This is a genomic window from Arthrobacter sp. SLBN-100 (genome assembly GCF_006715305.1).
GTDB lineage: Bacteria > Actinomycetota > Actinomycetes > Actinomycetales > Micrococcaceae > Arthrobacter.
The window spans coordinates 95,166-119,914 of sequence record NZ_VFMY01000001.1 but is presented as its reverse complement, the minus strand read 5'-3'; the positions used below and the strand labels follow the sequence as shown (position 1 = coordinate 119,914).

General features: G+C 65.3%; 21 protein-coding genes. 1 reads left to right on the top strand and 20 read right to left on the bottom strand.

Going from position 1 to position 24,749, the window contains the following annotated elements:
- Positions 1 to 47 precede the first annotated feature (47 nt).
- Positions 48 to 548, top strand: coding sequence for a flavin reductase family protein (locus FBY31_RS00540; RefSeq protein ID WP_142035585.1), 501 nt, complete (start codon positions 48 to 50; stop codon positions 546 to 548).
- A gap of 62 nt (positions 549 to 610) precedes the next feature.
- Here FBY31_RS00540 and dnaE read toward each other — a convergent pair whose 3' ends face one another.
- The 20 genes from dnaE to rsmH form a co-directional block, all read right to left on the bottom strand.
- Complete coding sequence (gene dnaE, locus FBY31_RS00535; protein WP_142035582.1) at positions 611 to 4,168, bottom strand: DNA polymerase III subunit alpha; 3,558 nt, start codon at positions 4,166 to 4,168, stop codon at positions 611 to 613.
- A 35-nt stretch (positions 4,169 to 4,203) separates the two neighbouring features.
- Positions 4,204 to 5,130 (bottom strand): RluA family pseudouridine synthase, encoded by a 927-nt coding sequence (locus FBY31_RS00530; protein WP_142035579.1) that lies wholly within the window; start codon positions 5,128 to 5,130, stop codon positions 4,204 to 4,206.
- On the bottom strand, positions 5,123 to 5,695 hold the full coding sequence (lspA, locus tag FBY31_RS00525; RefSeq protein ID WP_142035576.1) for a signal peptidase II: 573 nt from the start codon (positions 5,693 to 5,695) through the stop codon (positions 5,123 to 5,125). Before lspA ends, FBY31_RS00530 begins: the two co-directional genes overlap by 8 nt.
- A gap of 91 nt (positions 5,696 to 5,786) precedes the next feature.
- Entirely contained in the window at positions 5,787 to 6,473 is a 687-nt protein-coding gene (locus FBY31_RS00520) for a DivIVA domain-containing protein (RefSeq protein ID WP_142035573.1), read from the bottom strand.
- Between the two features lie 177 nt (positions 6,474 to 6,650).
- The gene (locus FBY31_RS00515) at positions 6,651 to 6,938 is read right to left on the bottom strand and encodes a YggT family protein (RefSeq protein ID WP_142035570.1); all 288 of its coding nucleotides are present in this window, start codon (positions 6,936 to 6,938) and stop codon (positions 6,651 to 6,653) included.
- A gap of 123 nt (positions 6,939 to 7,061) precedes the next feature.
- The gene (locus FBY31_RS00510) at positions 7,062 to 7,592 is read right to left on the bottom strand and encodes a cell division protein SepF (RefSeq protein ID WP_142035567.1); all 531 of its coding nucleotides are present in this window, start codon (positions 7,590 to 7,592) and stop codon (positions 7,062 to 7,064) included.
- An 89-nt stretch (positions 7,593 to 7,681) separates the two neighbouring features.
- Positions 7,682 to 8,419, bottom strand: a complete 738-nt coding sequence (locus tag FBY31_RS00505; protein WP_142035565.1) for a YggS family pyridoxal phosphate-dependent enzyme — start codon at positions 8,417 to 8,419, stop codon at positions 7,682 to 7,684.
- Entirely contained in the window at positions 8,412 to 9,101 is a 690-nt protein-coding gene (locus tag FBY31_RS00500; RefSeq protein WP_142035562.1) for a polyphenol oxidase family protein, read from the bottom strand. The genes FBY31_RS00505 and FBY31_RS00500 overlap by 8 nt, the downstream gene beginning before the upstream one ends.
- A 7-nt stretch (positions 9,102 to 9,108) precedes the next feature.
- The gene (gene ftsZ / locus FBY31_RS00495) at positions 9,109 to 10,347 is read right to left on the bottom strand and encodes a cell division protein FtsZ (protein ID WP_142035559.1); all 1,239 of its coding nucleotides are present in this window, start codon (positions 10,345 to 10,347) and stop codon (positions 9,109 to 9,111) included.
- 184 nt (positions 10,348 to 10,531) lie between these two features.
- Positions 10,532 to 11,530, bottom strand: a complete 999-nt coding sequence (locus FBY31_RS00490) for a cell division protein FtsQ/DivIB (RefSeq protein ID WP_142035556.1) — start codon at positions 11,528 to 11,530, stop codon at positions 10,532 to 10,534.
- The gene (murC, locus tag FBY31_RS00485; RefSeq protein ID WP_142035553.1) at positions 11,523 to 12,899 is read right to left on the bottom strand and encodes a UDP-N-acetylmuramate--L-alanine ligase; all 1,377 of its coding nucleotides are present in this window, start codon (positions 12,897 to 12,899) and stop codon (positions 11,523 to 11,525) included. Before murC ends, FBY31_RS00490 begins: the two co-directional genes overlap by 8 nt.
- The gene (gene murG, locus FBY31_RS00480) at positions 12,896 to 13,996 is read right to left on the bottom strand and encodes an undecaprenyldiphospho-muramoylpentapeptide beta-N-acetylglucosaminyltransferase (RefSeq protein ID WP_142035550.1); all 1,101 of its coding nucleotides are present in this window, start codon (positions 13,994 to 13,996) and stop codon (positions 12,896 to 12,898) included. The genes murC and murG overlap by 4 nt, the downstream gene beginning before the upstream one ends.
- A gap of 6 nt (positions 13,997 to 14,002) precedes the next feature.
- Positions 14,003 to 15,346: a putative lipid II flippase FtsW gene (gene ftsW, locus FBY31_RS00475; RefSeq protein ID WP_142035547.1), complete on the bottom strand. Its 1,344-nt coding sequence runs from the start codon at positions 15,344 to 15,346 to the stop codon at positions 14,003 to 14,005.
- Between the two features lie 2 nt (positions 15,347 to 15,348).
- Positions 15,349 to 16,905: a UDP-N-acetylmuramoyl-L-alanine--D-glutamate ligase gene (gene murD / locus FBY31_RS00470; protein WP_142035544.1), complete on the bottom strand. Its 1,557-nt coding sequence runs from the start codon at positions 16,903 to 16,905 to the stop codon at positions 15,349 to 15,351.
- Positions 16,902 to 18,011 (bottom strand): phospho-N-acetylmuramoyl-pentapeptide-transferase, encoded by a 1,110-nt coding sequence (gene mraY / locus FBY31_RS00465; protein ID WP_142035541.1) that lies wholly within the window; start codon positions 18,009 to 18,011, stop codon positions 16,902 to 16,904. The genes murD and mraY overlap by 4 nt, the downstream gene beginning before the upstream one ends.
- On the bottom strand, positions 18,008 to 19,474 hold the full coding sequence (locus FBY31_RS00460) for a UDP-N-acetylmuramoyl-tripeptide--D-alanyl-D-alanine ligase (RefSeq protein WP_142035538.1): 1,467 nt from the start codon (positions 19,472 to 19,474) through the stop codon (positions 18,008 to 18,010). The genes mraY and FBY31_RS00460 overlap by 4 nt, the downstream gene beginning before the upstream one ends.
- 6 nt (positions 19,475 to 19,480) lie before the next feature.
- A complete protein-coding gene (locus tag FBY31_RS00455) occupies positions 19,481 to 21,112 on the bottom strand; it encodes a UDP-N-acetylmuramoyl-L-alanyl-D-glutamate--2,6-diaminopimelate ligase (RefSeq protein WP_142035534.1) in 1,632 nt (543 codons plus the stop codon).
- 70 nt (positions 21,113 to 21,182) lie between these two features.
- Complete coding sequence (locus FBY31_RS00450; RefSeq protein WP_142035531.1) at positions 21,183 to 22,985, bottom strand: peptidoglycan D,D-transpeptidase FtsI family protein; 1,803 nt, start codon at positions 22,983 to 22,985, stop codon at positions 21,183 to 21,185.
- Between the two features lie 47 nt (positions 22,986 to 23,032).
- A complete protein-coding gene (locus FBY31_RS00445) occupies positions 23,033 to 23,734 on the bottom strand; it encodes a hypothetical protein (protein WP_142035528.1) in 702 nt (233 codons plus the stop codon).
- The gene (gene rsmH / locus FBY31_RS00440) at positions 23,731 to 24,723 is read right to left on the bottom strand and encodes a 16S rRNA (cytosine(1402)-N(4))-methyltransferase RsmH (RefSeq protein WP_142035525.1); all 993 of its coding nucleotides are present in this window, start codon (positions 24,721 to 24,723) and stop codon (positions 23,731 to 23,733) included. Before rsmH ends, FBY31_RS00445 begins: the two co-directional genes overlap by 4 nt.
- Between the last annotated feature and the right edge of the window lie 26 nt (positions 24,724 to 24,749).

The following is a 24,749-nucleotide window of genomic DNA, read 5'->3' as shown; positions in this document are numbered from 1 at the left end:
GCCCATACAGTTGAAGGAGAACACCACAACCACCACCAGGAGTTTCCGTGACCGAAAACGAGGCACCCTTCGAACGGACGTTCAAGGAAATGTTCCGGCGCCATGCCGCCGGCGTTGCCATCATTACGGTCAATTACCAGGACCGCCCGTTTGGGTTCACAGCCACATCGGTGGCATCGCTGTCCGCGCAGCCGCCGCGCTTCACTTTCAACATGGCCCGGAGCTCCGGGTCCTGGCCGGCCGTGGCCAACACCACCTACATCGGGGTACACATGCTCGGCCTTGAGAACCAGGCACTGGCCGACCGTTTTGCCCGTGGCACCAACCGCTTTGAGGGCGACCACTGGGAGGTGGGGCCGCACGGCGTCCCGGTGCTGAAGGACGTGGCCGGCTGGCTGATCGGCGAAGTGCAGATGCGCCTCTCATTCGAGAACAATGCCGTGGTGGTGGTCCAGGTGGTTGACGGCCAGGTGGGCGGGGAGGGCTCACCGCTGCTCTACCACGGGGGCGCCTACAGCCAGCCCGTCCCGCTGGACTACGAGATTTAGCTGCACCCAGGAAACGGACGACCGTCGTCGGCACGCGGGTGCCGCCGTCGTCCGCTTCTTTCTCAGGCGTCCAGGCAGGCCGGGCCCAGCAGGACCTTCAAGTCACCAAACAGTGACGGGCTCGGATTCACGCGGAGGTGGACCGGCAGGCCCATGACCTCCGTGCGGGTGTCACCCTGCAGGTGCAGGCGCACCTCCGAGTTGCCGCGGTGCGTGCGGAGCACATCGCCAAGCTCCGTGACCACAGCTTCCGTGGCCTTATGCGTGGGCATGGTGATCACCAGCGGCCCGCCCAGCCCTTCGCTCAGGTCCGGAACGGAAAGCTCCATGCAGTTGAGGGTGATCGCGCCGTCGTCGCGCTTCTGCAGGCGCCCCTTGACCACCACGATCAGGTCCTCGGCCAGTACCGAGGCAATGGGTCCGTAGACCTGGCCGAAGAACATGACTTCCATCGAACCGCCGAGGTCCTCCACCTCGGCCCGGGCGTAGGCATTTCCGCTGGCCTTCGCGATGCGCCGGCTCAGGGACGTGATCATGCCGGCGATGGTGATGATGGCACCGTCCTGCGGCCCGTCTTCACCCAGGACCGAAGTGATGCTCATCTCGGCGTGCTGGCTCAACACCCCTTCAAGGCCCTGCAGGGGGTGGTCCGAGACGTATAAGCCCAGCATGTCCCGCTCGAAGGAGAGTTTGTCCTTCTTCTCCCATTCCGGCAGGTCCGGAATGTCGATGCTCAGCGACGACTCCGACTCGGCCTCCTCGAAGCCGGCAAAGAGGTCAAACTGCCCAATCGCTTCATTCCGCTTGAGCGTGATGACCGAGTCGATCGCTTCTTCGTGGATCATCGCCAGGGCACGGCGGTGGTGGCCCAGCGAGTCGAAGGCTCCGGACTTGATCAGTGACTCGATGGTCCGCTTGTTGCAGACCACAGCCGGAACCTTCATCAGGTAGTCCTTGAAGGACGTAAACGCGCCCTCGCTCTCGCGCGCGGCCACCATGGCCTCCACCACGTTGACGCCCACGTTGCGGATAGCGCCCATGCCGAAGCGGATGTCGTTGCCCACCGGGGTGAAGTTCAGGGCGGACTCATTGACGTCCGGCGGGAGCACGGTAATGCCCATGCGCCGGCACTCATTCAGGTAGATGGCGGACTTGTCCTTGTCGTCGCCCACGGATGTGAGCAGCGCGGCCATGTACTCGGGGGCGTAGTGGGCCTTGAGGTACGCGGTCCAGTAGGAGATCACGCCGTAGGCGGCCGAGTGGGCTTTGTTGAAGGCGTAGTCGGAGAAGGGCAACAGGATGTCCCACAGGGTTTTCACGGCCTCCATGGAGTAGCCGTTGTCCTGCATACCCTGCGAGAAGCCGGCGAACTGCTTGTCCAGCTCGGATTTCTTCTTTTTACCCATGGCGCGTCGGAGGATGTCTGCCTGGCCCAGCGAGTACCCGGCGAGCTTCTGCGCCACGGCCATCACCTGTTCCTGGTACACAATCAGGCCGTAGGTTCCGCCGAGGATTTCCGCCAGCGGTTCCTTGAGTTCGGGGTGGATGGGAATGACTTCCTGGATCCCGTTTTTCCGCAGCGCGTAGTCGGTGTGCGCGTTGGCGCCCATGGGGCCCGGCCGGTACAGGGCCAGGACAGCCGAGATGTCCTCGAAGTTGTCCGGCTTCATCAGCTTGAGCAAGGACCGCATGGGGCCGCCGTCGAGCTGGAAAACGCCCAGGGTGTCGCCACGTGCCAGGAGTTCATAGGACGGCGCGTCGTCGAGTTCCAGGGACTCGAGGTCCAGGTCGATGCCGCGGTTCATCTTGATGTTTTCCAGGGCGTCGGAAATGATCGTCAGGTTCCGCAGACCCAGGAAGTCCATCTTGATCAGGCCAAGGCCTTCACAGGTGGGGTAGTCGAACTGCGTGATCACCTGGCCGTCCTGGATACGGCGCATGATGGGGATGACGTCGATGATCGGATCCGAAGACATGATCACGCCGGCCGCGTGGACGCCCCACTGGCGCTTCAGCCCCTCGATGCCCAGCGCGGTCTCGAAGACCTTGGCTGCTTCCGGGTCCGTGCTGATCAGTTGGCGGAAGTCGCCGGCTTCGCCGTACCGCTTGGCCTCCGGGTTTTGGATGTCCGCCAACGGGATGTCCTTGGCCATCACGGCCGGGGGAAGTGCCTTGGTGAGCGTTTCACCCATGCTGAACGGGTAGCCGAGCACACGCGAAGAGTCCTTCAGCGCCTGCTTGGTCTTGATGGTGCCGTAGGTGACGATCATGGCTACACGCTCGTCACCGTACTTCCGGGTCACGTAGTCGATGACTTCCGAGCGGCGCCGGTCATCGAAGTCAACGTCGAAGTCGGGCATGGAAACACGGTCCGGGTTCAGGAACCGTTCGAAAATGAGGCCGTGGCGCAACGGGTCCAGGTCGGTGATGCGCATCGCGTACGCCACCATGGAGCCGGCGCCGGAACCACGGCCCGGACCCACCCGGATGCCGTTGTTCTTGGCCCAGTTGATGAAATCCGCCACCACCAGGAAGTAGCCGGGGAAACCCATGGAGGTGATAACGCCGAGCTCATAGTCCGCCTGCGCCCGGACCTCGTCCGGAACGCCGCCGGGGTAGCGGTAGTCCAGTCCCGTGGCAACTTCCTTAACCAGCCAGGACGTCTCGTCCTCCCCGGGAGGGCAGGGGAAGCGGGGCATGTAGTTGGCGCCGGTGTTGAAGGAGACCTCGCAGCGCTCCGCGATCAGCAGGGTGTTGTCGCAGGCGTCGGGGTGGTCCCGGAACAGCTCCCGCATCTCCTGCGGCGACTTCAGGTAGTAGCCGCTGCCGGAGAACGCGAAGCGGGAGCCGCCGTTGTCGTACGTAGGTTCCAGGAGGGTGGAGCCGGACTGGATGGCCAGCAGGGCCTCGTGGGCCTTGGCGTCATGCTCGTGCGTGTAGTGGAGGTCGTTGGTGGCAACGAGGGGAAGGTTCAGCTCCTTCGCGAGCCGGATCAGGTCTCCGGTGACGCGCCGTTCGATGTCCAGCCCATGGTCCATCAGTTCGCAGAAGTAGTTCTCTGCACCGAAAATGTCACGGAACTCGGAGGCGGCCGCCAGCGCCTCGCGGTACTGGCCCAGCCGCAGCCGGGTCTGGATCTCCCCGGACGGGCAGCCTGTGGTGGCGATGAGCCCCTCGGAGTAGGTGTTCAGGAGCTCACGGTCCAGCCGCGGCCATTTGCCGAACACCGCGTCCAGGGATGCGATGGAGGACGCCCGGAACAGGTTCCGCATGCCCGCGTTGTTGTAGCTGAGCAGCGTCATATGGGTGTAGGAACCACCGCCGGAGATGTCGTCCTTGCGCTGGTGCTCCTCGCCCCAGCGGACGCGGCCTTTGTCGCCGCGTGCAGTTCCGGGAGTGACATAGGCTTCGACGCCGATGATCGGCTTGATCCCTTTGTCGGTGGCCTTCTTCCAAAAGTCGAAGGCGCCGAACAGGTAGCCGTGGTCGGTGGTGGCGAGGGCCGGCATCCCCAGCCGCTCGGTTTCATCGAAGAGCTCGCCGAGCCGTGCAGCACCGTCCAGCATTGAATACTCGGTGTGGTTGTGGAGATGGACAAACGAGTCGTTGCTGGAAGTCACCGCACTATTCTATGCGTTAGCCCGGTGGCGGTCCGTCAGGCCCGCCCTGACTCCAGCACTTCCAGGGCAAACGCCAGGTCCTGCGGGTAGTCGCTGACAACACGCACGGACTCCCCCGTTACCGGGTGCTCGAAGCCGAGTTCCCGGGCGTGCAGCCACTGGCGGGTCAGGCCCAGGGTGGCGGCGAGCCGGGGATCGGCACCATAGGTGAGGTCGCCGGCGCAGGGGTGGCGCAGCGCGGAGAAGTGCACCCTGATCTGGTGCGTGCGTCCGGTCTCCAGGTGTACTTCCACCAGGCTTGCCTTGCCGAAGGCTTCCACCACTTCGTAGTGCGTGACGGAAGGCCGGCCGTCCTCGATCACGGCGAACCGCCAGTCGTGCCCGGGGTGCCGGCCGATGGGGGCGTCGATAGTGCCCACCAGCGGGTCGGGCAGGCCCTGCACCACTGCGTGGTACACCTTGTCCACGGTGCGCTCCTTAAAAGCACGTTTGAGGGCCGTGTAGGCACGCTCGGATTTGGCCACCACCATCGCGCCTGACGTCCCGACGTCGAGCCGGTGGACAATGCCTGCGCGCTCAGGGGCGCCTGAGGTGGAAATGCGGTAGCCCGCCCCGGCAAGGCCACCCACAACAGTGGGCCCCACCCATCCCGGGGAGGGATGGGCGGCGACGCCCACGGGTTTGTCGACCACGACGAAATCGTCGTCGTCCAGCAGGATCTTCAGGCCTTCCACAACTTCCTCCACGACTTCCAGGGGGTCACGCCGTTCCGGCAGGCTCACCTGGAGGACATCTCCGGCCACCAGCCTGGCCGACTTGCCCAATGCTTTGCCTTTGCTGAGGACATGGCCCTCGGCGATCAGGGTTGACGCCAGGGAGCGTGATATCCCCAGGAGCGCGGCGAGGCCCGCATCAGCGCGGGACCCCGCAAACTGTTCGGTGACGACGAGGCGCTCAAGCATCGCCGGATTTTTCCTTGCTGGCCGCCATCAACCGGGTTCCGTCCAAGGAAATGCCCCGCAGCGTCAGGATGCAGATGATCGCGACGGCGGACACCACGGCCGAGTCGGCGATGTTGAAGATCGCGAAGTTGGGCAGTTGGATGAAGTCAACCACATGCCCCATACCGAAGGAGGGTTCCCGGAAGAGCCGGTCCGTCAGGTTGCCCAGAGCACCGCCCAGCAGCAGGCCCAATGCCAGGGCCCACCAGATGGAGCCGAGCTTGCGGACCTGGAACAGGATGGCAACGGCCACGGCAGCCATGATGATGGAGAACACCCAGGTGACGTTTTCCCCGATGGAGAACGCCGCTCCCGAGTTCCGGATGAAGTACCAGTGCAGTACAGGCGGCAGTACGGGGGTGCGCTCACCTTCCACCATGGTGGAGGTGACCCAGAGCTTTGTCAGCTGGTCGAGGACATAAGCGAAGACCGCGAACCCGGCAAAAAGGGACAGCAGCACGCCGCGGCGGGGGCGCGGCGAGGGCGGGACAGGGCGTGCGGCGTCGGCGGCAAGTTCGTCAGTCATGGTGCTTTCATTCGTAAAACCGGTGTCAATGCCAAAAGCCGGTGGCCGAGGAATCCTCAGCCACCGGCTTTCAGAATACGTGCTTGACAGACTAGTTGGCTTCGCTGACTTCCGGCGTAGCCACTGAACCGCGCGCATCAAGGTCGCGCAGCTGGCCTTCGATGTAGGCCTTCAGGCGTGAACGGTAGTCACGCTCGAAGCCGCGCAGCTGCTCCACCTTGCGCTCGAGAACCGAACGCTGCTGCTCGAGGGCACCAAGGATTTTCCGGGACTTCTCCTGTGCATCGTTGACCAGGCTGCTGGCTTCGATCTGCGCCTCGGCGATGATCTTGTCCTTCTGCGCCTGTCCGTCAGCGACGTGGCGGTCGTGCATCTGCTGGGCCATGGCGAGCAGGCCGGCAGCCGATTCGGCTGAAGTGCTGGCGGCAGGAGCGGCGGCTACAGGAGCGGCAGCTGCCGGGGCAGCCTGCTGGACGTCCTTCTTCTTGCGCTCCTCGGCAGCCTTGGCTTCTGCTTCGGCCTTCTCGCGGGCTTCGTCCTTCTCGGACTTGACGGGCGCGGGGACCTTTTCCACCACGGGCGCGGCAACGGTGCTTGCCGGAACGCTGGAACCAACTTCGGCGAGCTTCTTGCGAAGTTCGTCGTTTTCCTGGTTCAGGCGCCGGAGCTCGACGACGATCTCGTCCAGGAAGTCATCAACCTCGTCCTGGTCGTAGCCTTCGCGGAACTTGGTCGGCTGAAAGCGCTTGTTGACAACGTCTTCTGGCGTCAAAGCCATCTGGTCACCTCACTGGTCTGGTTAGTCAGTAGGCCTTCCGGCCGTCAAAACTACGGTACCTAAATTTGGTCTTGTTCCTCTAATTCAACACTGCGGTGTCAAACGCGAGTTTCTCTTCGCATAACATTCGTGGTCCCCGGCGGGTTCCATCCCTGCGCTGCTGGTCTAGCGGCTAAATCAGGCGAGGCCTCTGGTGATCCCCATGGCAATGCTGACGCCAATGAACAGGACCAGGAAGCCCAGGTCCAGGGAGATGCCGCCAAGACGCAGCGGCGGGATCATCCGCCGCAGTCCGTTCAGCGGCGGATCGGTGATGGAGTACACCGCGTGCGCCACTACCAGTGCTGCCCCCCGGGGGCGCCATTCCCGGGCAAACATTTGGACCCAGTCGAAAACCAGGCGAATGATCAGTGCGACAAAGAACAACAAAAGCGCGAGATAGACAAGCCCGAAAACAATTCCCATGACTTACTTCATATCTCCAAGTCCCTTGTGGATACCGCGGTGTTCCTTGCGATGTGTCTTGTCTATTTCAGCACAGATGCCAGGCAGGTGTGTCCCTGCCTGGCATCTGCGTCAGCTGAGTGCTCAGCTTTGGTTGAAAAAGCTGGCCGTGGTATCGCTGGCCTTCTTGTCGTCGCCGATGACCTCCACGTACGACGGCGAGAGCAGGAAGACCTTGTTGGTCACCCGCTCAATGCTTCCGCGGAGGCCAAAAACCAGGCCCGCAGAGAAGTCAACCAGTCGCTTGGCGTCTGCCTCCCCCATGTCCGTTACGTTCATGATGACAGGGATGCCGTCACGGAAGCTTTCGCCGATGAGTTTGGCATCGTTGTACGACCGGGGGTGGATAGTGGTGATCTGGCGGAGACCGGTGGCCTCCTCGCGGCTCGAGGCCGCGCGCTTGATGGGGGTCACTGGGGCGCGGTATTCCTCTTCGGGGGCGTGGGACGATTCGCGGCTGACCTCGCGGACGGGTGCAGGGGCACGGCGCTCCTCGCGGTCAGCTTCCATCGTTTCGTCCTCATCCTTACGTGTGGTCTGTTCCTCGGACTCGTAGTGTTCATCGCCGTCGGCGAGCCCAAGATAGATCATTGTCTTGCGCAGAGCGCCGGCCATGGTCGACTCCTAATCGTGTCCGTAAGCGGGCCGCCCAATGGCTTGACAGCACTGGAGTCCCCCGCCCATCACTTCCAATAGCACCGACGCTACCCCACCGCGGGACGCGATCCGAGAATATCGGAGCCGATTCTCAGGTGTGTCGCTCCGAACGCGATGGCCGCTTCCAGGTCCTGGCTCATACCGGCGGAAATGCCTGTGGCAGCGGGATGCTCCGCCACCAGCCGGGCTGAAACCCCCGCGAGTTTTTCGAAGGCGGCTTCCGGCGGGGCGCCCAGCGGGGCCACCGCCATCACCCCTGCCAGGTCCAGGCCCGCGGAGGTTGCTATCCGTTCGGCAAGCGGCAGCACGTCTTCCGGGAGTGCACCGCCGCGGTGCGCTCCGGCGTCGTCCTCCAGGCTGACCTGGATGAAGCAGCGCAGCGGCGCCCGCCCGGTGCTGTCGCACTCGGCCTGCGCGGCCTTGGCCAGCGCGTCCACAAGCTGCGGCCGGTCAACGGAGTGCACAGCGGCGGCGTACCGGAGCACCGACTTGGCCTTCTTGCTTTGCAGCTGGCCCACGAAGTGCCAGGTAAGGCCGCAGTCCGCGAGCTGGAGTGCCTTCGCTGACGCCTCCTGGTCGCGGTTTTCGCCGACATCGGTGACACCCAGCCCTGCGAGCCGTCTTATGTCCTCGGCAGGGTGGAACTTGGTCACCACGATCAACGTGGGGGGACTTCCTTCGCGGCCTGCCGCGCTTGCCGCCGTCTCGATGCGCTGGCGGACGGCGGCCAGCCGCGTCCGGAGTTCGCCGGAGCGCGTGTCACCGCCTGCGGCGGCCTCAGTCATGGCACCACACCAGGCCTGCGAAGCGCCCGGTGAACTTGTTCCTGCGGTACGAGAACAGGGACGGCGTTTCCAGGGTGCACGGACCGCTGTATTCCACAGTGACACCGGCCTGTTCCAGCTGGCTTCGGGCACCGGCCGGCAGGTCCAGCCCGGGAGTTCCCCACGAGGTGGTGCTCAGTGAAGCAGGAACGGCGGCCGTTACTTCGGCCTGCAGCCCCGCCGGCACCTCGTAACAGTTGCCGCAAATGGAAGGACCCAGCCATGCGCGGATGCCGCTGGCGCCGAGGGACCGCATACTGTCAACGGCCGCCGGGATAACCCCGTTGGCAAGGCCTGGACGGCCGGCATGTACAGCGGCCAGGACAGGCCCCTCCGGCGACTCTCCGGCTAGCAGGACGGGGATGCAGTCCGCAACCATCACGGCAAGCGGGACGCCGCGGGAGACCATGGCATCGGCTTCGGGCGCCGGGCTGTCCTGGCCCATAACCGATACGGCGGTGCCGTGCACCTGGTTCATGAACCGCAGCCCCTGCGGCGCGACGCCCATGGTCCGTTCCAGGTGTCCGCGCCGCCTGAGGACCTCGTCCGGATCGTCACCCACGTGCAGTGCCAGGTTTCCGGCCCCGGCGTCAGTGAAGGCGACAGAGAGCCCGGGCCGGATATCGGCGCGCCAGTGGAACAAGCGGGTCCTACTTCAGGAAGTCGGGGACATCCAGGTCATCCGAGTGGCTGCCGGTGAGGTCCGGCTCCACCACGGAGGGGAGGTCGACGTCGAAGCCTGAGTCAGCCGGGACAGCGGAGGGCCGCTGCTGGCCCCAGTTGCTGAGCCCTGCGGCGCCAACGCCGGCGTGGATGGGCTGGACGCTGGCCTGGTGGCTGCCGGCGGACGGCGCCTGGGCAGGCGCCGGAGCGGCAGCGGGAGCGGCCGGGCGCTGCGGAGCGGCCTGGGGCTGGGACTGGTCCATCGAGGGCGAGGTGGCCTTGACGTCGTCGAACCCGGCGGCGATGACCGTCACCCGGGCTTCGTCGCCCAGGGCGTCGTCGATGACAGCACCGAAGATGATGTTCGCCTCCGGGTGCGCCACCTCCTGGACCAGGCGGGCAGCTTCGTTGATCTCGAACAGGCCAAGGTCCGAACCGCCCTGGATGGACAGCAGCACGCCGTGCGCACCGTCAATGGAAGCTTCCAGCAGCGGCGAGGCGATGGCAAGCTCTGCGGCCTTGACGGCACGGTCTTCGCCGCGGGCGGACCCGATTCCCATCAGCGCGGAACCCGCGCCCTGCATCACCGACTTGACGTCGGCGAAGTCGAGGTTGATCAGGCCGGGGGTGGTGATGAGGTCCGTAATGCCCTGGACGCCGGAGAGCAGCACCTGGTCAGCGGAACGGAAGGCATCCAGCACCGAGACGTTGCGGTCGCTGATCGAGAGGAGTCGGTCGTTCGGAATCACGATGAGGGTGTCCACCTCGTCGCGCAGGGCGTCGATGCCGGCTTCCGCGGAACCGGCACGGCGGCGGCCTTCAAAGGTGAACGGGCGGGTGACAACACCGATGGTCAGGGCACCAAGGGAGCGTGCGATGCGGGCGACGACGGGAGCACCACCGGTGCCGGTTCCGCCGCCTTCGCCGGCAGTAACGAACACCATGTCGGCGCCGCGCAGGACTTCCTCGATCTCGTCTGCGTGGTCTTCGGCAGCCTGCTTGCCCACCTCGGGGTTGGCGCCGGCACCGAGGCCGCGCGTCAGTTCGCGTCCCACGTCAAGCTTGACGTCTGCGTCGCTCATCAGCAGGGCCTGGGCGTCGGTGTTGATGGCGATGAATTCAACACCTCGGAGGCCGACCTCGATCATGCGGTTGACTGCGTTCACGCCACCGCCGCCGATGCCGACGACTTTGATGACGGCCAAGTAATTCTGCGGAGCTGCCACGTTACGTGTCCCTTGTTCGTGTCTTATTGCTAAATCTGATGAAGAGCTTAGTGCCTGCAACCTTAACCTTCGAGTTGAAGGTTATAGTTATGTCAAGTAACTCATGTCTGTGACGCTATTTCCTCTGGTTCACACATTCAATGACCGGCTCCGCGTGTCGGATTAATACCGGAAAGAAAGCGTGTCAGCGCGTCACCGGGTGCCGGGGCACGCTCACGTCGTACACCTTCACCGGGTTCTTCGGATCCACCGGAGCCTTGAGCAGGACGGCGAGCACTTTGGCTTTGAGTTCCTTCTCGCCCGCGTTGCCCCAGATGATGGTCTGGCCATCAACCAGCTTGAGTTCCACCGCATCTACAGACTGGGCCGAGGCATTGGAGAGCTTGGCCAGCACATCCGGCGGCAAGGCGCCCAGCACCTCTGCTGTGGCCCGGAAAAGGTCCTTACCGATGGTACCGGCACCGCCGTCGATGACGGGCAATGAGACCGAGGCCGGGTCAGTTGTTGACGCCAGCTGGATGCCGTCCACGTCGACCAGCTGGTACTGCTCCCCCTGCTTGACCAGGGCCACCGGCACGCGTTCCCGCACGGCCACCGCAAGGTCCGACGGCGGACGTGCCTCTGCGGACACGGACTTCACCTGGACCAGCGGCTCGAGGAGGCGCCCTACCTCCTCGTCGGTGACCTGCGGCAGCGGCTTGTTGCGCAGCGGTTCCAGCGCGGTCTCCACCTGGGCAGGTGTCAGCAGGTGCGTCCCCGACACCGAGATGGTTCGGACGGCAAGGGCAGGGGAAAATACCGCAGCGGCCAGGAGCCCGGCCACGACGGCAACCAGCGTGGCGGACACCAGCAGGACGTTCCTCTTCCGCCGTTTCCCCTTGGGCTCGGGAAACGCCAGAACATTCCCGGCATTGTCGGAAGCCTGCGCGGTCCCGTAGGGGTTTTCCTGAGCGGGCCCGCCTTTTTTTGGCCCGTCCTTCTTCAGTGCCCTTTTCGTCAGTCCGGCCACGCTGGCTTTCCGGGCTTCTTGAACCGGCTGCGGGGCGGGCTCCGGAACGGGGCGCGAAGCCGAGATGACGTCCTGGCTGCTGTCCGCATCCGGGCGTGGCTGACCGGGCCGGGCACCGGGGTTCCCCGGGCGCCGCCGCGTGGACGTATAAGTGGGGCGGCGCGGGCTAGGCACGCAGGGCCTCCACGATCTGCGGCCCGTACGCCGTTACGTCGCCGGCGCCCGCGGTGAGGATGATATCGCCCTCCCCTGCCGCATCGGCGAGTGACGCCACGGCCGCTGAGGCCGGAACCAGCCGCCCGCCGTCGTCCAGGTAATCCGCGATGAGCTGGCTGGTGACGCCGGGAATCGGATCTTCGCGCGCGGGGTAGATGTCAAGCACCCAGGCAGTATCGGCAAGGTTGAGCGCCTCGGCGAACTCCTTGGCGAATTCCCGGGTCCGGGAGAACAGGTGCGGCTGGAAGAGCACGTGCACCTTGTTGCCTCCGGCCACCGACCGGGCTGCGGCAAGGGCCGCGCGGACTTCGGTGGGATGGTGGGCATAGTCGTCGAAGACCCGCACACCGCGCGCCTGGCCTTTAAGCTCGAAACGCCGTGCTGCGCCGGAGAAATGCGCCAAGGCCCCGGCCGCTACGGCCGGCTCCACGCCCAGCTCCAATGCCACGGCAAAAGCGGCAGCCGCGTTCAGGGCGTTGTGCCGGCCCGGCACCTGCAGCTCAAGCTTGAACCGGCCGGACGGCGTGGCCACCGCGACGTTTCCCGGCCCGCCGTCGTGCAGCACCACCTCGGCTTCGTCGCCGGTCCCGTAAAGGACCACGCGGGCATTGCCGCGCTCCCTGGTGCGCTGCGCCAACGCCAGGGCGCCGGGATCATCCGCACAGGCGATCAGCACACCGTCGGCGGGCAGCAGGGCAGTGAAGCGGTCAAAGGATTCGTAGACGGCCTCGGCGGTGCCGTAATAGTCCAGGTGGTCCGGCTCCACATTGGTGACTACCGCAATTTTCGGCCGGTAGTTAAGGAATGACCCATCGGACTCATCCGCCTCGGCCACGAAGATCCCGGAGCTTCCATGGGCGGCATTGACGCCCAGCGCCGGGACGTTTGCGCCAATGGCAAAGGAAGGATCCAGGCCGGCGCCCTGCAGCAGGACGGCCACCATGGAGGTGGTGGTGGACTTGCCGTGGGTTCCGGCCACAGTCACCACCAGGTCCTCCCCCATGGTGGCGGCGAGGGCCTGGGAGCGGTGCAGCACCGGCAGGCCTGCCTCCCTTGCTGCCACCAGCTCCGGGTTGTCGGCGCGGATGGCGGAACCGGCCACCACTGTCTGGGCATCTGCCAGGTTGGCAGCGTCATATCCGACGGCGATGCGCGCACCCGCGGCGGAGAGGTCCGCCATCACGGGCAGGTCCTTGGCATCCGAGCCGCTGACCGGCACGCCGCGGGCCACCATGATCCGGGCGACGGCGGACATCCCCACGCCGCCGATCCCAACAAAGTGGACCTTGCCCAGCGACGCCAGAGTGGGGATGCTCACAGGACTCATGCGGGTACCGCTTCCATGACAAGACCAGCCATTCGCTGGTCGGCGTTTCGAATTCCAAGCCGGTAGGAGTTGGCTGCCATGGTGGCGAGCCGGGACTTGTCGGTCACAAGCGGGATGAGCTCCCGGTCTACCCACTCAGCCGTGAAGTCGCGGTCAGCCACCAGCACGGCGCCGCCGGCGGCCACCAGTCCGGCGGCATTCAGTGCCTGTTCGCCGTTGCCGATGGGCAGCGGCACCAGGACAGCCGGCACTCCGACGGCGGCAATCTCGCAGACGGTCGCGGCGCCGGAGCGGGCCAGCAGTACGTCGGCGGCGGCGTAGGCGAGCTCCATGCCGTCGATGTATTCGACCTGGCGGTATCCGTCGGCAGCCAGCAGCCTGCCGTCGTTGTCCAGGACCGACTTGCCGCGGCCGGTGATGTGCAGGGTCTGGATACCGGCGTCAGCGAGCTGCCCGAGGGCTCCGGCGATGGTCCGGTTGATGCTTTGGGCACCGGATGATCCGCCGGTGACGATCAGTGTGGGCTTTGCGGGGTCCAGTCCCAGTGTTTCCCGGGCGGATGCCCGGGCCGCCGCCCGGTCAAGCTGCGAGATTTCGGTGCGCATGGGCATGCCAACGTGCACGGCGCCCCGCAGCGGAGTGGCCTCGAAGGCCGCGGCCACGCGCCTGGTGAACAGCGCGCCCACCCTGTTCGCCAGCCCGGGGCGGATGTTGGCCTCATGGATCACTATCGGAATGCGGCGCTTCCGCGCGGCGAGGTACATGGGTGTGCAGACGTACCCGCCTACGCCCACCAGGACGTCCGCGGCCGCGTTGTCCAGGATGGCGCCGGCCTGCGCCACGGCGCCGGCGAGGCGTCCCGGAAGGCGAAAGAGGTCGGCGGAAGGCTTCCGGGGGAAGGGGACGCGGTTGATCGTCGCAAGCTCCACGCCGGCGGCGGGAACCAGCCGTGTTTCCATTCCCGACGGAGTTCCGACGGCCAGGAGGGCGGCGCCGGGAGCGGCACTGCGGATGGCTGCTGCGATGGCCAGGAGCGGGCTGATGTGGCCGGCGGTTCCGCCGCCCGCCAGGACGATTGATGGATTTTTCGAGGTCATCTCGGGTCAGGCACGCTTTCTTGAAGTCTTTTTCGTGGCGGCGGTGGTCCGCGCCGGTTTGGCCTTGAACTTCAGCATCCGTTTGGGGCGGATGGCCGGGGCCATCTGCTCCCGGGCCAGGGACAGCACCACCCCGATGGCGCAGAGCGACATCAGCAGGGCGGACCCGCCATAGGAAATGAACGGAAGCGGCACGCCGATGACGGGCATCAGGCCGGTCACCACTGACATGTTGACCGTCGCCTGGCCCAGCAGCCACACCATAATGGTGCCGGCCAGCACGCGGTGGAACATGTCCTCCTGCGCCACCACCACACGGTAGATGGCGGCTCCCAGGATGGCGAAAAGGATCAGGACGACGACGGTGCCCACCAGGCCGAGCTCCTCGCCGATGATGGCGAAAATGAAGTCGTTGTGGGCTTCGGGGATCCAGCTGTACTTTTGCCGGCTTTGCCCCAGCCCTACTCCGAACCAGCCTCCCGACGCGAGTCCGTAAAGGCCGTTCGTGGCCTGATAGTTGGCGTCGATCCCGTCGGCGCAGGACTGCCCGGTCCACCAGGAGGTGATGCGGCACATGCGGTTTGAACTGGTCACAGCCATAACGGCCGTTCCGGCCGCGGCCACCAGGCCTGCGATGCCGAAGAGATAAAGGGGCGCCCCGGCAAAGAAAAGTGCGGCAGCCGTAATCATCATGATGATCATGGCCGTTCCGAGGTCGTTTCCCACCAGGACCAGGCCAACGATGATGATGGCCATGGGGACGGCAGGAATCGCCACGTGCTGCCAGCGGCTCAGCAGCCGGCCCTTTCTGGCCAGGACGGTGGCCATCCAGAGCGCGAGTGCCAGCTTGGACGCTTCGGAGGGCTGGAAGGTGATGCCGCCGAGGTCGATCCAGTTTTTGTTGCCGTTGACCTCCGCGCCCACGATCTGCACGAGGCCCAGGAGGACCACTGCGGCGATGATTGCCACCCACGCGAGCCGTTTAAGCCACACCACATTGATGCGGGAGAGCACAAACATGGTGAAGATGCCGATGGCGGCGAACACCCCCTGCTTCAGCGCATCGCCGTAGGGCGACTTTCCCGCGGCAATGGATTCCACACTGGAGGCGGAAAGGACCATCATGATCCCGATCGCCGTCAGCGCCAGGGTTGAGCCGAGGATGAGGTAGTACGTGGAGCCGTTCTTGGAGGTCCCTGTGCCCTCCAGTGCCGACCAGAATTTCCGGTAGGCAGCTTTGACCCGCAGGGGGGCGGAGACCGGGCGTTGCGCGGGTACTGCCGAGGAGCCAGGGCCTGGCTTGCCGGCCTGCTGTTTGTCTGGCTGGGGCCGGGTGGGCGTACTGACCATCGTTACTCCTCGCCGGTCCGGGCCTGCCCTTCCACCAGCTCGCGGACAGCTTCGATAAAGGTGTCACCACGGTGAGCGTAGGAAGAGAACTGATCCATGGAAGCAGCTGCCGGAGCCATCAGCACAGTATCGCCGGATTCGGCGAGCTGTGCTGCTGACGCAACTGCACTGGCCATCACCGTCTCACCGGAGGAACCGGCGCGGACGGCACCGGCCGTTGCGGCAGTCTGCACCTTTTCAGTTTCACCCGCGCCCGGGATGATCACCGGGACATCCGGCGCGTGTCGCTGGAGGGCCTCGCTGAGTGCCGAGGTATCGCTTCCTATGAGCACCACGGCTTTGAGGCGTTGGACGTGCTCACGGATCAGGTCGTCGTAGCTGACTCCCTTGGAGAGGCCGCCGGCAATCCAGATGACATTGCTGAAGGTGGCCAGCGAGGCGGATGCCGCATGCGGATTGGTGGCCTTGGAGTCGTTAACCCACAAGACCCCGTTCTGGCGGGCTACCGGCTGGATGCGGTGGTCGCCGGGGATGTAGTCCTGGATCCCCCTCCGCACCGCCTGTGGGTCCACGCCGTACGCGCGCACCAAGCCTGCGGCTGCCAGGGCGTTGGCCACCATGTGGCGGGGTGCGAAGGCGCCGAGGTCGCGCATGGAAGCGAGCTCCGCGGCGCTGTCCTTGCGCTCGGCGATAAACGCCCGGTCCACGAGGAGTCCCTCCACCACGCCGAGCATGCTGATGGCAGGAGTGACGGTGGTGAAACCGACGGCGCGGCAGCCCTCAACGACGTCGGCGTTTTCCACCATGCGCTCGGTTTCGATCTGCTCGGCGTTGTAGAGGCAGGCCTTCTGCGTTTGCTCGTAGACCTTGGCCTTGTCCGCAAGGTAGGAATCGTAGGAGCCGTGCCAGTCGACGTGGTCCTCGGCCACGTTCAGGCACACGCTGGCTACGGGTGACAGGGAGTGCGCCCAGTGCAACTGGAAGCTGGAGAGTTCGACGGCGAAGACGTCATAGTCCACAGGGTCACGGAGGGCGTCAAGGATGGGTGTGCCCACATTGCCCACGGCAATGGCCTTCAGGCCGGCCGCCCGGAGCATGGACTCGGTGAGGCCCACCGTGGTGGTCTTGCCGTTCGTTCCGGTAATCGCGAGCCAGTCGGCCGTCTTGCGGCCCTCCCTGACCCGCACCCGCCAAGCGAGTTCCACATCGCCCCACACGGGGATGTGCGCCCTTGCTGCCGCAGCCAGGAGGGCCTGGTCCGGGCGCCACCCCGGTGAGGTCACGATCAGTTCGGGGAGTTCGCCGTCGATCCTGGGGATCCGGGTGACCGCCTCTTCGCCCAACAGGACATCGGCGGCACCGACGATCTTCAGGGTTTCAGCGTGGGCTTTCGCGGTGTCGCTGGTGGCGGCGTCGACCACTACCACCCGGGCGCCCAGTTCGATGAGGGTATCGGCGGCGGCAAAGCCGGAAACGCCAATGCCGGTCACCACAATGCGGAGGCCGGACCAGTCTGAGTCCCAGCTGACGAGGTTTTCGAGGCGGGAGGAAACGGTCATAGCAGCACAACCCATTCAGCGTAGAAGATGCCCAGCCCCACGGCGACGAAAAGCCCGCCGAGGATCCAGAACCGGACCACCACTGTTACTTCTGCCCAGCCCTGCAGTTCGAAGTGGTGCTGCAGCGGTGCCATCTTGAAGACGCGTTTACCGCCCGTGGCCTTGAAGTACCCCACCTGGATGATCACGGACAGGGTAATCAGCACGAACAGGCCGCCGATGATGCCCAGCAGCAGTTCGGTCCGGGACAGGATAGCGAAGCCTGCGATGGCACCGCCGATCGCCAGCGAACCGGTGTCGCCCATAAAAATCTTTGCCGGTGACGTGTTCCACCACAGGAAGCCCACCAGTGCTGCGCTCATGATGGCAGCCAGCAAGGCAAGGTCCAGCGGATCGCGGACCGAGTAGCAGCCGCTGCCCGCCTGCCGCGGCGATCCGCAGGCCTGGTTGCTTTGCCAGATTCCCATCAAGGTATATGCGCCGAAGACCATGATTGATGCACCTGCGGCGAGGCCGTCGAGGCCGTCCGTAAGGTTGACGCCGTTTGTTGCGGCCGTAACGATCAGGTTGGACCACACCACGAAAAGAATGGTTCCCAGGAGCGTCCCGCCGAAGGCAAGGTCCAGCCACGGCAGGTCACGTACCAGGGAAATCTTGGTGGAGGCCGGCGTGGCACCGGCCGCGTTGGGAAAGTTCAGGGCAAGCACCGCGAAGATAATGCCAACCGCCGCCTGCAGTATCAGCTTGGCCTTGGCGTCGAGGCCCAGGCTGCGCTGCCTGGAGATCTTGATGAAGTCATCGAGGAAGCCCACGAGCCCCATCCCCACCATCAGGAACAGCAGGATGAGGGCGGAGGCGGAGGGTCCGGGAGAGTCCGGATTCACCATCAGCATGATGAGGTGCGTGAGTCCGTAGCTCAGCAGTACGGCTGCCACCACTACCGTCCCGCCCATGGTGGGTGTGCCGCGCTTGGTATGGTGCGAGGTAGGGCCGTCGTCCCTGATGAACTGTCCGTAGCCACGGCGGACCAGCAGCCGGATGAAGAGCGGTGTCCCCACCAGGGCGAATAAGAGGGCCAGGCCGGCGCCGATCAAAAGTGCAATCACAGCAGAGTGCTCCTTTCATCGGCCGGTTGAGGGGTTTGTGGGGGTAATGCTATCCGATCGCCCAGATGGCGAAGTCCCACGCTGTTCGAGGACTTAAACAGCACCAGGTCCCCGGGTTCGAGCTCGCTGTTCAGCACGTCGTAGGCCTCATCCACGGTTTCGGCGAAGAGGCATTCATCGCCCCAGGAGCCTTCCTGCACCGCGGAGACATAGAGGGCGCGGGCCGCCCGGCCCACCACCAGCAGGCGGGAGATGTTAAGCCGGACCACCTGTGTTCCAACGGCCGTGTGTTCCCGGATGGAGTCATCGCCGAGTTCGAGCATGGCGCCCAGCACCGCCCAGGTGCGGCGGCCGCGGCCCAGGTCCGCCAGGGTGCGCAGGGCGGCCCGCATGGATTCGGGATTGGCGTTGTAGGCGTCATTGATAATGGTGACGCCGTCTGCCCGTTCGGTACGTTCCATCCGCCACCGGCTCCCGGCGGCCTGGCTGCTGAGAGAGGACGAGATGTCCTGCCCTGGAACCCCGGCCGCCCAGGCTGCTGCTGCGGCGGCCAGCAGGTTGCCCGTATGGTGCGCGCCGATGAGGCGGCTGCTCACATGCAGGCCGGTTTCGCCATCCGGAAGCCGGAGACCGAATTCCGGGTTGCCGTCCGCGTTGGTGTCGGCGTTGAGTGCCTGCACGGCGGCATCGGCGTGGCCCCGCGCGGAGAACCCGAGTACCTTTGCGGAGGTGCGTGTGCGCATGGCGGCCACGCGGTCGTCATCGAGGTTGATAATAGCGGTGCCGCCGGGAGCAAGCGCTTCGACAAGCTCACCCTTGGCCAGGGCGATGTTCTCCACTCCCCCGAACTCGCCTGCATGCGCCGTTCCCACGGCCAGCACTACCCCGATGTCCGGTTCGACCATGTCTGCCAGGTAGCGGATGTGCCCGATTCCTGTGGCGCCCATCTCAATCACGAGATAACGCGTATCGGTTCCGGCCCGGAAGACGGTGAGCGGCACGCCGATTTCACCGTTGTAGGATCCCTGCGGCGCCACAGTGTTTCCCTGCGTGGACAGTATGCCGGCGAGGAGGTCCTTGGTGGTGGTTTTTCCGGCCGAGCCGGTGATTCCCACCACCGTCAGTTCGCTGCCCTGTTCGGCGCGGGCGCTGCGGATCCGGCGCACGGCCTCTGCAGCCAGCGCGCCCATCGCCAGCACGGCATCCGGAACCAGCACCGAGGGGTAGCCGCTCCCGTCCGGGGCGGCGACAGGACGCTCCAGCAGGGCCAGGCTGGCGCCCGCTGAAAACGCGGCGGCCACAAAGTCGTGGCCGTCAGCGTACTCGCCGGGCTTTGCGACGTACAGCGAACCGGGTGTGGCAACGCGGGAGTCCGTGACCACCGAAAGGGGCGTGATTCCCGGATCGGCGTCCAGGCGCCCGTTAGTGATTTGGGCGATCTCCGCCGCAGTAAAAGCAATCATCTCGGTCTAGGACTCTATCCGGTCGTCTTGGAGAACGTTGAATCCCCTGGCTGTCAAGGCGCCGCGAAGCTCCACCCTGTCGTCCAGGGCAAGGTTGACGCCTTTCACTTCCTGCCACACCTCATGGCCGCGGCCGGCTACAAGGATGGTGTCCTGCGGGCGCGCCAGTTCAACGGCGCGGCGGATGGCCTCGGCACGGGGGAAGACCTCCAGGACCTCGCAGGGCAGGGAGTCCTTTTCCTGCGCTTCCCGCGCTCCGGCGAGGACATCTGCACGGATGGCGGCCGGATCCTCGTCGTGGGGGTCGTCATCGGTGATGATGACGGTGTGGGCGAGGCGGGCGGCGATGGCACCCATGGCCGGGCGTTTTCCCTGGTCGCGCTGGCCGGTGGCGCCAAACACGACAATGAGGTTTGAGTCGTTTTCATGGGACCGCAGGGCGTCCAGCGCCCTGGCCAATGCATCGGTGTTGTGGGCAAAGTCGACAATGGCGGCGGGTTCCGTGGAAACCAGCTGCATTCGTCCGGGGACCGCCACGGTGAAGGGATCGGACTCATCAAGTGCCGTCTGCAACGTTGCGGCGTCCACTCCTGCGGCAATCACCATGACTGCCGCAAGCGCCGCATTGGCCACGTTGAAGCTGCCCGGCAGTCCGGTGTGGACGTTGAGCCGCACCCCGGCCGGCCCGCTCAGCGTGAACTCGGTCCCGAGCCCGCGCGGGGCAGTTCCCGTGACGGTCCAGTCGGCTGCCGCTCCGGCCGTACTGAGGGTGGTAACGGGCACCGTGCTGCTGCCGGCAAGCCGCCGGCCCCATTCGTCGTCGACCGTTACTACCGCCGCACGGGTGCGGCGCGGCGTAAAAAGTTCCGCTTTGGTGCCGAAGTAGTCCTCCATGGTGAGGTGCAGGTCCAGATGGTCCTGGGTGAGGTTGGTGAAGCCGGCAACGTCGAACAGCACCCCGTCCACGCGCTGGAAGGAGATGGCGTGGGAGGAAACCTCCATCGCAGCGGCCGCCAGCCCCCTTTCACGCATCAGGGCCAGCAGCGCGTGCACATCGGTGGACTCCGGTGTTGTGAGGAGGCTGGGAATCGGGTCCCCGCCGGCGTGGATCTCGATGGTGCCGATCAGCCCGGTACTGCGGCCGAGGGCGCGCAGTAACGAGTTGATGAAGTAGGTAGTGGTGGTCTTGCCGTTGGTGCCCGTGACACCGAACAACTGCGGCCGGCCGGCGCCCGGCTGGCTGCGATAGATCATGGCGGACAGCGGGCCCACTACGTTCCTTGGTGACTCCACGATCACCACGGGTACGGGCGTTTCAGCGGACAACGCCAGCAGCCTGGCACCGGCGTCGTCAGTGAGGACTGCGACGGCTCCTGCTTCAATGGCCTGCCGCACGAAATCCGCGCCGTGCCGGCTGGCGCCCGGCAGCGCAACGTACAGGTCCCCCGGCTCCACGGTCCGTGAGTTCAAGGAAATCCCGGTGACTTCAACGTCAGCCGCCGGACCGGGCACCGCAACATCAATGGCTTCGCCAATGCTGGCCAGCCGTACCGGTTCGACAATTGACGGGCGGAAGCGGCCCGGGCCGGCCGGTCCCTCGGGGACGGCGCGATTGTCCGACGAGTTGATCTCTGACAAGGAATCTCCGATGGTGCTAGTGGATCGTGCCCGGCATGGGCGGGCCGTAGTGGTGCTCTGGGCGGGACTGCTACTTTGCGAACTGGGGCAGCCGGGCCGGTTCACCCGTGGACGGCTGGACGTTGTAGGTCCGCAGCGCCTGGCTCATGACCGACCGGAAGACCGGCCCGTTGGTAATCCCGTAGATGCTGCCCTTGGGCCGCTGGAGTACCACCTCCACAATAAACCGCGGATCATCCATCGGTGCCATCCCCACCATGGAGGCGGTGTACCCGCAGAAGCCGGACTTACCGTCGTCGCACGGCGATTCCGAGGTCCCTGTCTTTGCCCCGACCCGGTAGCCGTCGATCCCTGCGTCCTTGATCTGGCCTTCGGTCACAGCACTTTCCAGGATGTCCTGGACCTGCTGGGCTGTGTTCTCCGAGACGACCTGAATGGACGGTGCGGCCGGCACCTTTTCCTCGGTTCCGTCCGGGGAGATGTATGAGTCGATGAGGCGTGGCTGGAGCATTACGCCATTGTTTGCGATGGACTGGAAGGCCCTGACAGTCTGCAGGGTGGACTGCGAAACGCCCTGCCCGAATAATACGGTGTATTCCTGCCGCCCGTCCCACTGCTGCCAAGGCGTGAGGATGCCGGACGCCGGGGCGGGGAGGCCAATGTCCGGGGCATCGCCGATGCCGAACTTCTTCAGCCAGTTATAGCGCTGTTCCTTGCTGAGGCGCTGGCCTGCCATCACGGTACCGGTGTTCATGGAGTACCCGAGGATGCCCGCGAGGGTTCGTTCCTCGGTCCCGTGGGCAAAGGAGTCACTGAACGTCTGCCCGTCCACCGTGTATGTGGGCCCCAGGGTGAAGGTGTCGAGCGGTGCTGCCTTGCCCTCTTCGATGAGGGCGGCAGCCGTCATCATCTTTTCGACCGACCCGGGCTCATAGGCAGCGGTGACGGCGCGGACGCCGCGGTCCTTGGCCGCCACGCGGCCGGGATCGTTGGGATCAGGAGCGTTGGTATCGGCCATGGCCACCAGGTTCCCGGTCTTGGCGTCCATCACGATGATGACGCCCCACTCGGCGCCAAGCTTGTCCGACTGGCTTTGGATGGCCTGTTGGGCGAAATACTGCAGGTCCGAGTTGATGGTGAGCTTGACGTCCTTGCCGTCTGCCGGCGGCGTCAGCTCATCCATCCCCACCGGGATCCGCAGGCCGTCGGCACCAATCTCAAACAGGCGTTTGCCGTCTGTGCCCTTCAGCAGCCCGTCCTGGGTCTGTTCAATGCCCGCCTGGCCGCTGGTGCCGTCCTGCAGGAAACCGATGATACCGCCGGCCACGGAGCCGTTGGGGTAGACCCGCTTGCTGACGCCTTCGGTGACGATGCCGGGAATCTGGAGCTTGGAGATGCGGTCCTCAACGTCGGGCTTCACATCCTTGGCCACAATGTAATAGGGCTGCTGGCCGGTGACGGCGTCGCGGATGGCGTCCTGGTCCATGCCCAGGGCAGCGCCCAGCTCTGTCAGCCCCTGGTCCCTGCTGACGTCCACCAGCTTGTCCTTGCCGTCCACCGTCTCCAGCCGCTTGAACGTCTCGGTTTTGGTGTTGACCCGCTGGTCCACCACAACGTTGTAGCGGATCACGCTGTTGGCCAGCACCGTGCCTGCGGAGTCCAGGATGCTGCCCCTCTCGGCGGGAAGCACGGTCTGCTTCATCCTGCTGTTGAGGGCCGCTTCGGCCATTCCGCCGACGTCAAGCCCCTGGACCAGGAAGAGTTTTCCGCCCACCACCAGCAGGAGCGTGAGCATGATCCCCAGGCCGAGCCGGAGGCGCTTGGTGGCGTTGGGCACCTTGCCGCTTCTTGCCTTGCCGGTCCTCTGCGCCACCGTGATATTCCTTGCTGCTCGACCTTGTTGCCTGTCAGACCTGCCTGCTACTGCCCGGGGACCTTCTGCTCCGGAGCGGGAACGGATCCACCGTGGAGTTCCACGGGAGGCACCGCCGCCGCTGCCGGCGCCTGTGCCTGTGCCGGCGCTGCGTCCGGCGCAGCCCCGGGCGTGGTGCCTGCGCCAGGGGATGCAGGAGCCGGCGACGGGCTCTCTTCTTTAGGCTTCCGGGCTTGCACGGCGTCGCCCTTGCTGGCCGGCGGAACCACGGTCAGCTGTCCTGCGACGGCCGGCGCCGGGATGACGGCACCGGCAGCACCATCCTTGACGGCCGGCGTTGCCTTGCCGGTCACCGAAAGGGTGGACAGGTCGATCTGGCCCTTCACGGTCGAAGGCACCATCCCCAGTTTCGTCGCCTGCGCGGCAAGATTCTGCGGTGCTTCGAAGCTCTGGACCTGCTGGGTGAGGTCCTGGTTCTGTTTCGTCAGCGTGCTCTGCGCGGCACGCAATTCCACCAGCTGGTACTGGGCCGTGGAAACCGAGATGTTCAGTACCAGGACGGCGACCAGGGCCAAGGCCAGCATGCCGAAGCACAGCACAACAAAAGGCGCCCGGCGCTTGCGGGGAACCGTCCGGACTACGGAGAGCGGCGTCCGGCTCCTGCGCGGCGCCTCAGGCGAACCCGAAGGGAGCTGCTTCGCCGCGGAGCCGGAGACGACGGGAAAGTTCTTCACGGCAGCGGTGCTCATTCAGCTCTCCTGGCTCGGATTCGTTCCACCGCGCGGAGCCTTGCTGAGGCAGCGCGGGGGTTTTCGGCGATTTCGACGGCGGTTGGCACCTCGGTGCCTTTGGTCAGGGTCTTCAGTTCGGGTTTGTGTTCTTCCAGCTCCACCGGGAAGCCGAGAGGAGCGGAGGACTTCGAGCGGGCCTGGAAGACACCCTTGACGATCTTGTCCTCGAGCGAGTGGTACGACATGACCACAATGCGGCCCCCCAGTGCCGTGGCGTCCACCGCGGCAGGCACCGCCCGTTCCAGCACCTCGAGTTCCTCGTTGACCTCAATCCTCAAAGCCTGGAATGTCCTCTTGGCCGGGTGTCCGCCGGACTTGGCAGCGCCAGCCGGAACAACGGAGCGGATCTGGTCCACGAGTTCGCCGGTGGTGGTGAACGGCTTGGCGGCCCTGGCGGCCACGATCCTGTTGGCGATCCTGCCCGCGAACTTCTCCTCGCCCCACTTACGGATTATCCGCACCAGTTCCTCTTCGCTGTAGTTGTTCACCACGTCCGCAGCTGTCTGTCCGCGGCTGGTATCCATCCGCATATCGAGCGGAGCGTCGAAGGAGTAGGCGAAGCCGCGTTCACGCTCATCGAGCTGGAGCGAAGAAACGCCAAGGTCCATCAGGATCCCATGCACCTCGGGGACGCCGAGGTCAGCCAGGACGTCTTCGATTTCGTCATAGACGGCGTGCACGAGGTCGGTGCGTGCTTGAAAGGGCACCAGCCGTTCACCGGCCAGGGCAAGGGCTTCTTCATCGCGGTCGATGCCGATCAGGTGCAGGTCGGGGAAGCGCTGCAGCATGGCCTCGGAGTGGCCTCCCATGCCGAGCGTGGCATCAATGGCCACGGGCGTTTCACCGCGGCTCCTGGCCGCTTCGAATCCGGGCGCCAACAAATTGATGCACCGGTCCCGAAGGACCGGCACATGGCGTTCGGACGTGGGCTTCGGTAGATCGTTCATGCCTCGTCCTTTCTCGCCGTCGCTGT

Bases quoted from the DNA above. Each gene is read 5' to 3' on its own strand.
- FBY31_RS00530 (WP_142035579.1), bottom strand. From the start codon at position 5,130: ATGCTTGAGCGCCTCGTCGTCACCGAACAGTTTGCGGGGTCCCGCGCT.
- lspA (WP_142035576.1), bottom strand. From the start codon at position 5,695: ATGACTGACGAACTTGCCGCCGACGCCGCACGCCCTGTCCCGCCCTCG.
- FBY31_RS00520 (WP_142035573.1), bottom strand. From the start codon at position 6,473: ATGGCTTTGACGCCAGAAGACGTTGTCAACAAGCGCTTTCAGCCGACC.
- FBY31_RS00515 (WP_142035570.1), bottom strand. From the start codon at position 6,938: ATGGGAATTGTTTTCGGGCTTGTCTATCTCGCGCTTTTGTTGTTCTTT.
- FBY31_RS00510 (WP_142035567.1), bottom strand. From the start codon at position 7,592: ATGGCCGGCGCTCTGCGCAAGACAATGATCTATCTTGGGCTCGCCGAC.
- FBY31_RS00505 (WP_142035565.1), bottom strand. From the start codon at position 8,419: ATGACTGAGGCCGCCGCAGGCGGTGACACGCGCTCCGGCGAACTCCGG.
- murC (WP_142035553.1), bottom strand. From the start codon at position 12,899: ATGAGTCCTGTGAGCATCCCCACTCTGGCGTCGCTGGGCAAGGTCCAC.
- murG (WP_142035550.1), bottom strand. From the start codon at position 13,996: ATGACCTCGAAAAATCCATCAATCGTCCTGGCGGGCGGCGGAACCGCC.
- ftsW (WP_142035547.1), bottom strand. From the start codon at position 15,346: ATGGTCAGTACGCCCACCCGGCCCCAGCCAGACAAACAGCAGGCCGGC.
- murD (WP_142035544.1), bottom strand. From the start codon at position 16,905: ATGACCGTTTCCTCCCGCCTCGAAAACCTCGTCAGCTGGGACTCAGAC.
- FBY31_RS00460 (WP_142035538.1), bottom strand. From the start codon at position 19,474: ATGATTGCTTTTACTGCGGCGGAGATCGCCCAAATCACTAACGGGCGC.
- FBY31_RS00445 (WP_142035528.1), bottom strand. From the start codon at position 23,734: ATGAGCACCGCTGCCGTGAAGAACTTTCCCGTCGTCTCCGGCTCCGCG.
- rsmH (WP_142035525.1), bottom strand. From the start codon at position 24,723: ATGAACGATCTACCGAAGCCCACGTCCGAACGCCATGTGCCGGTCCTT.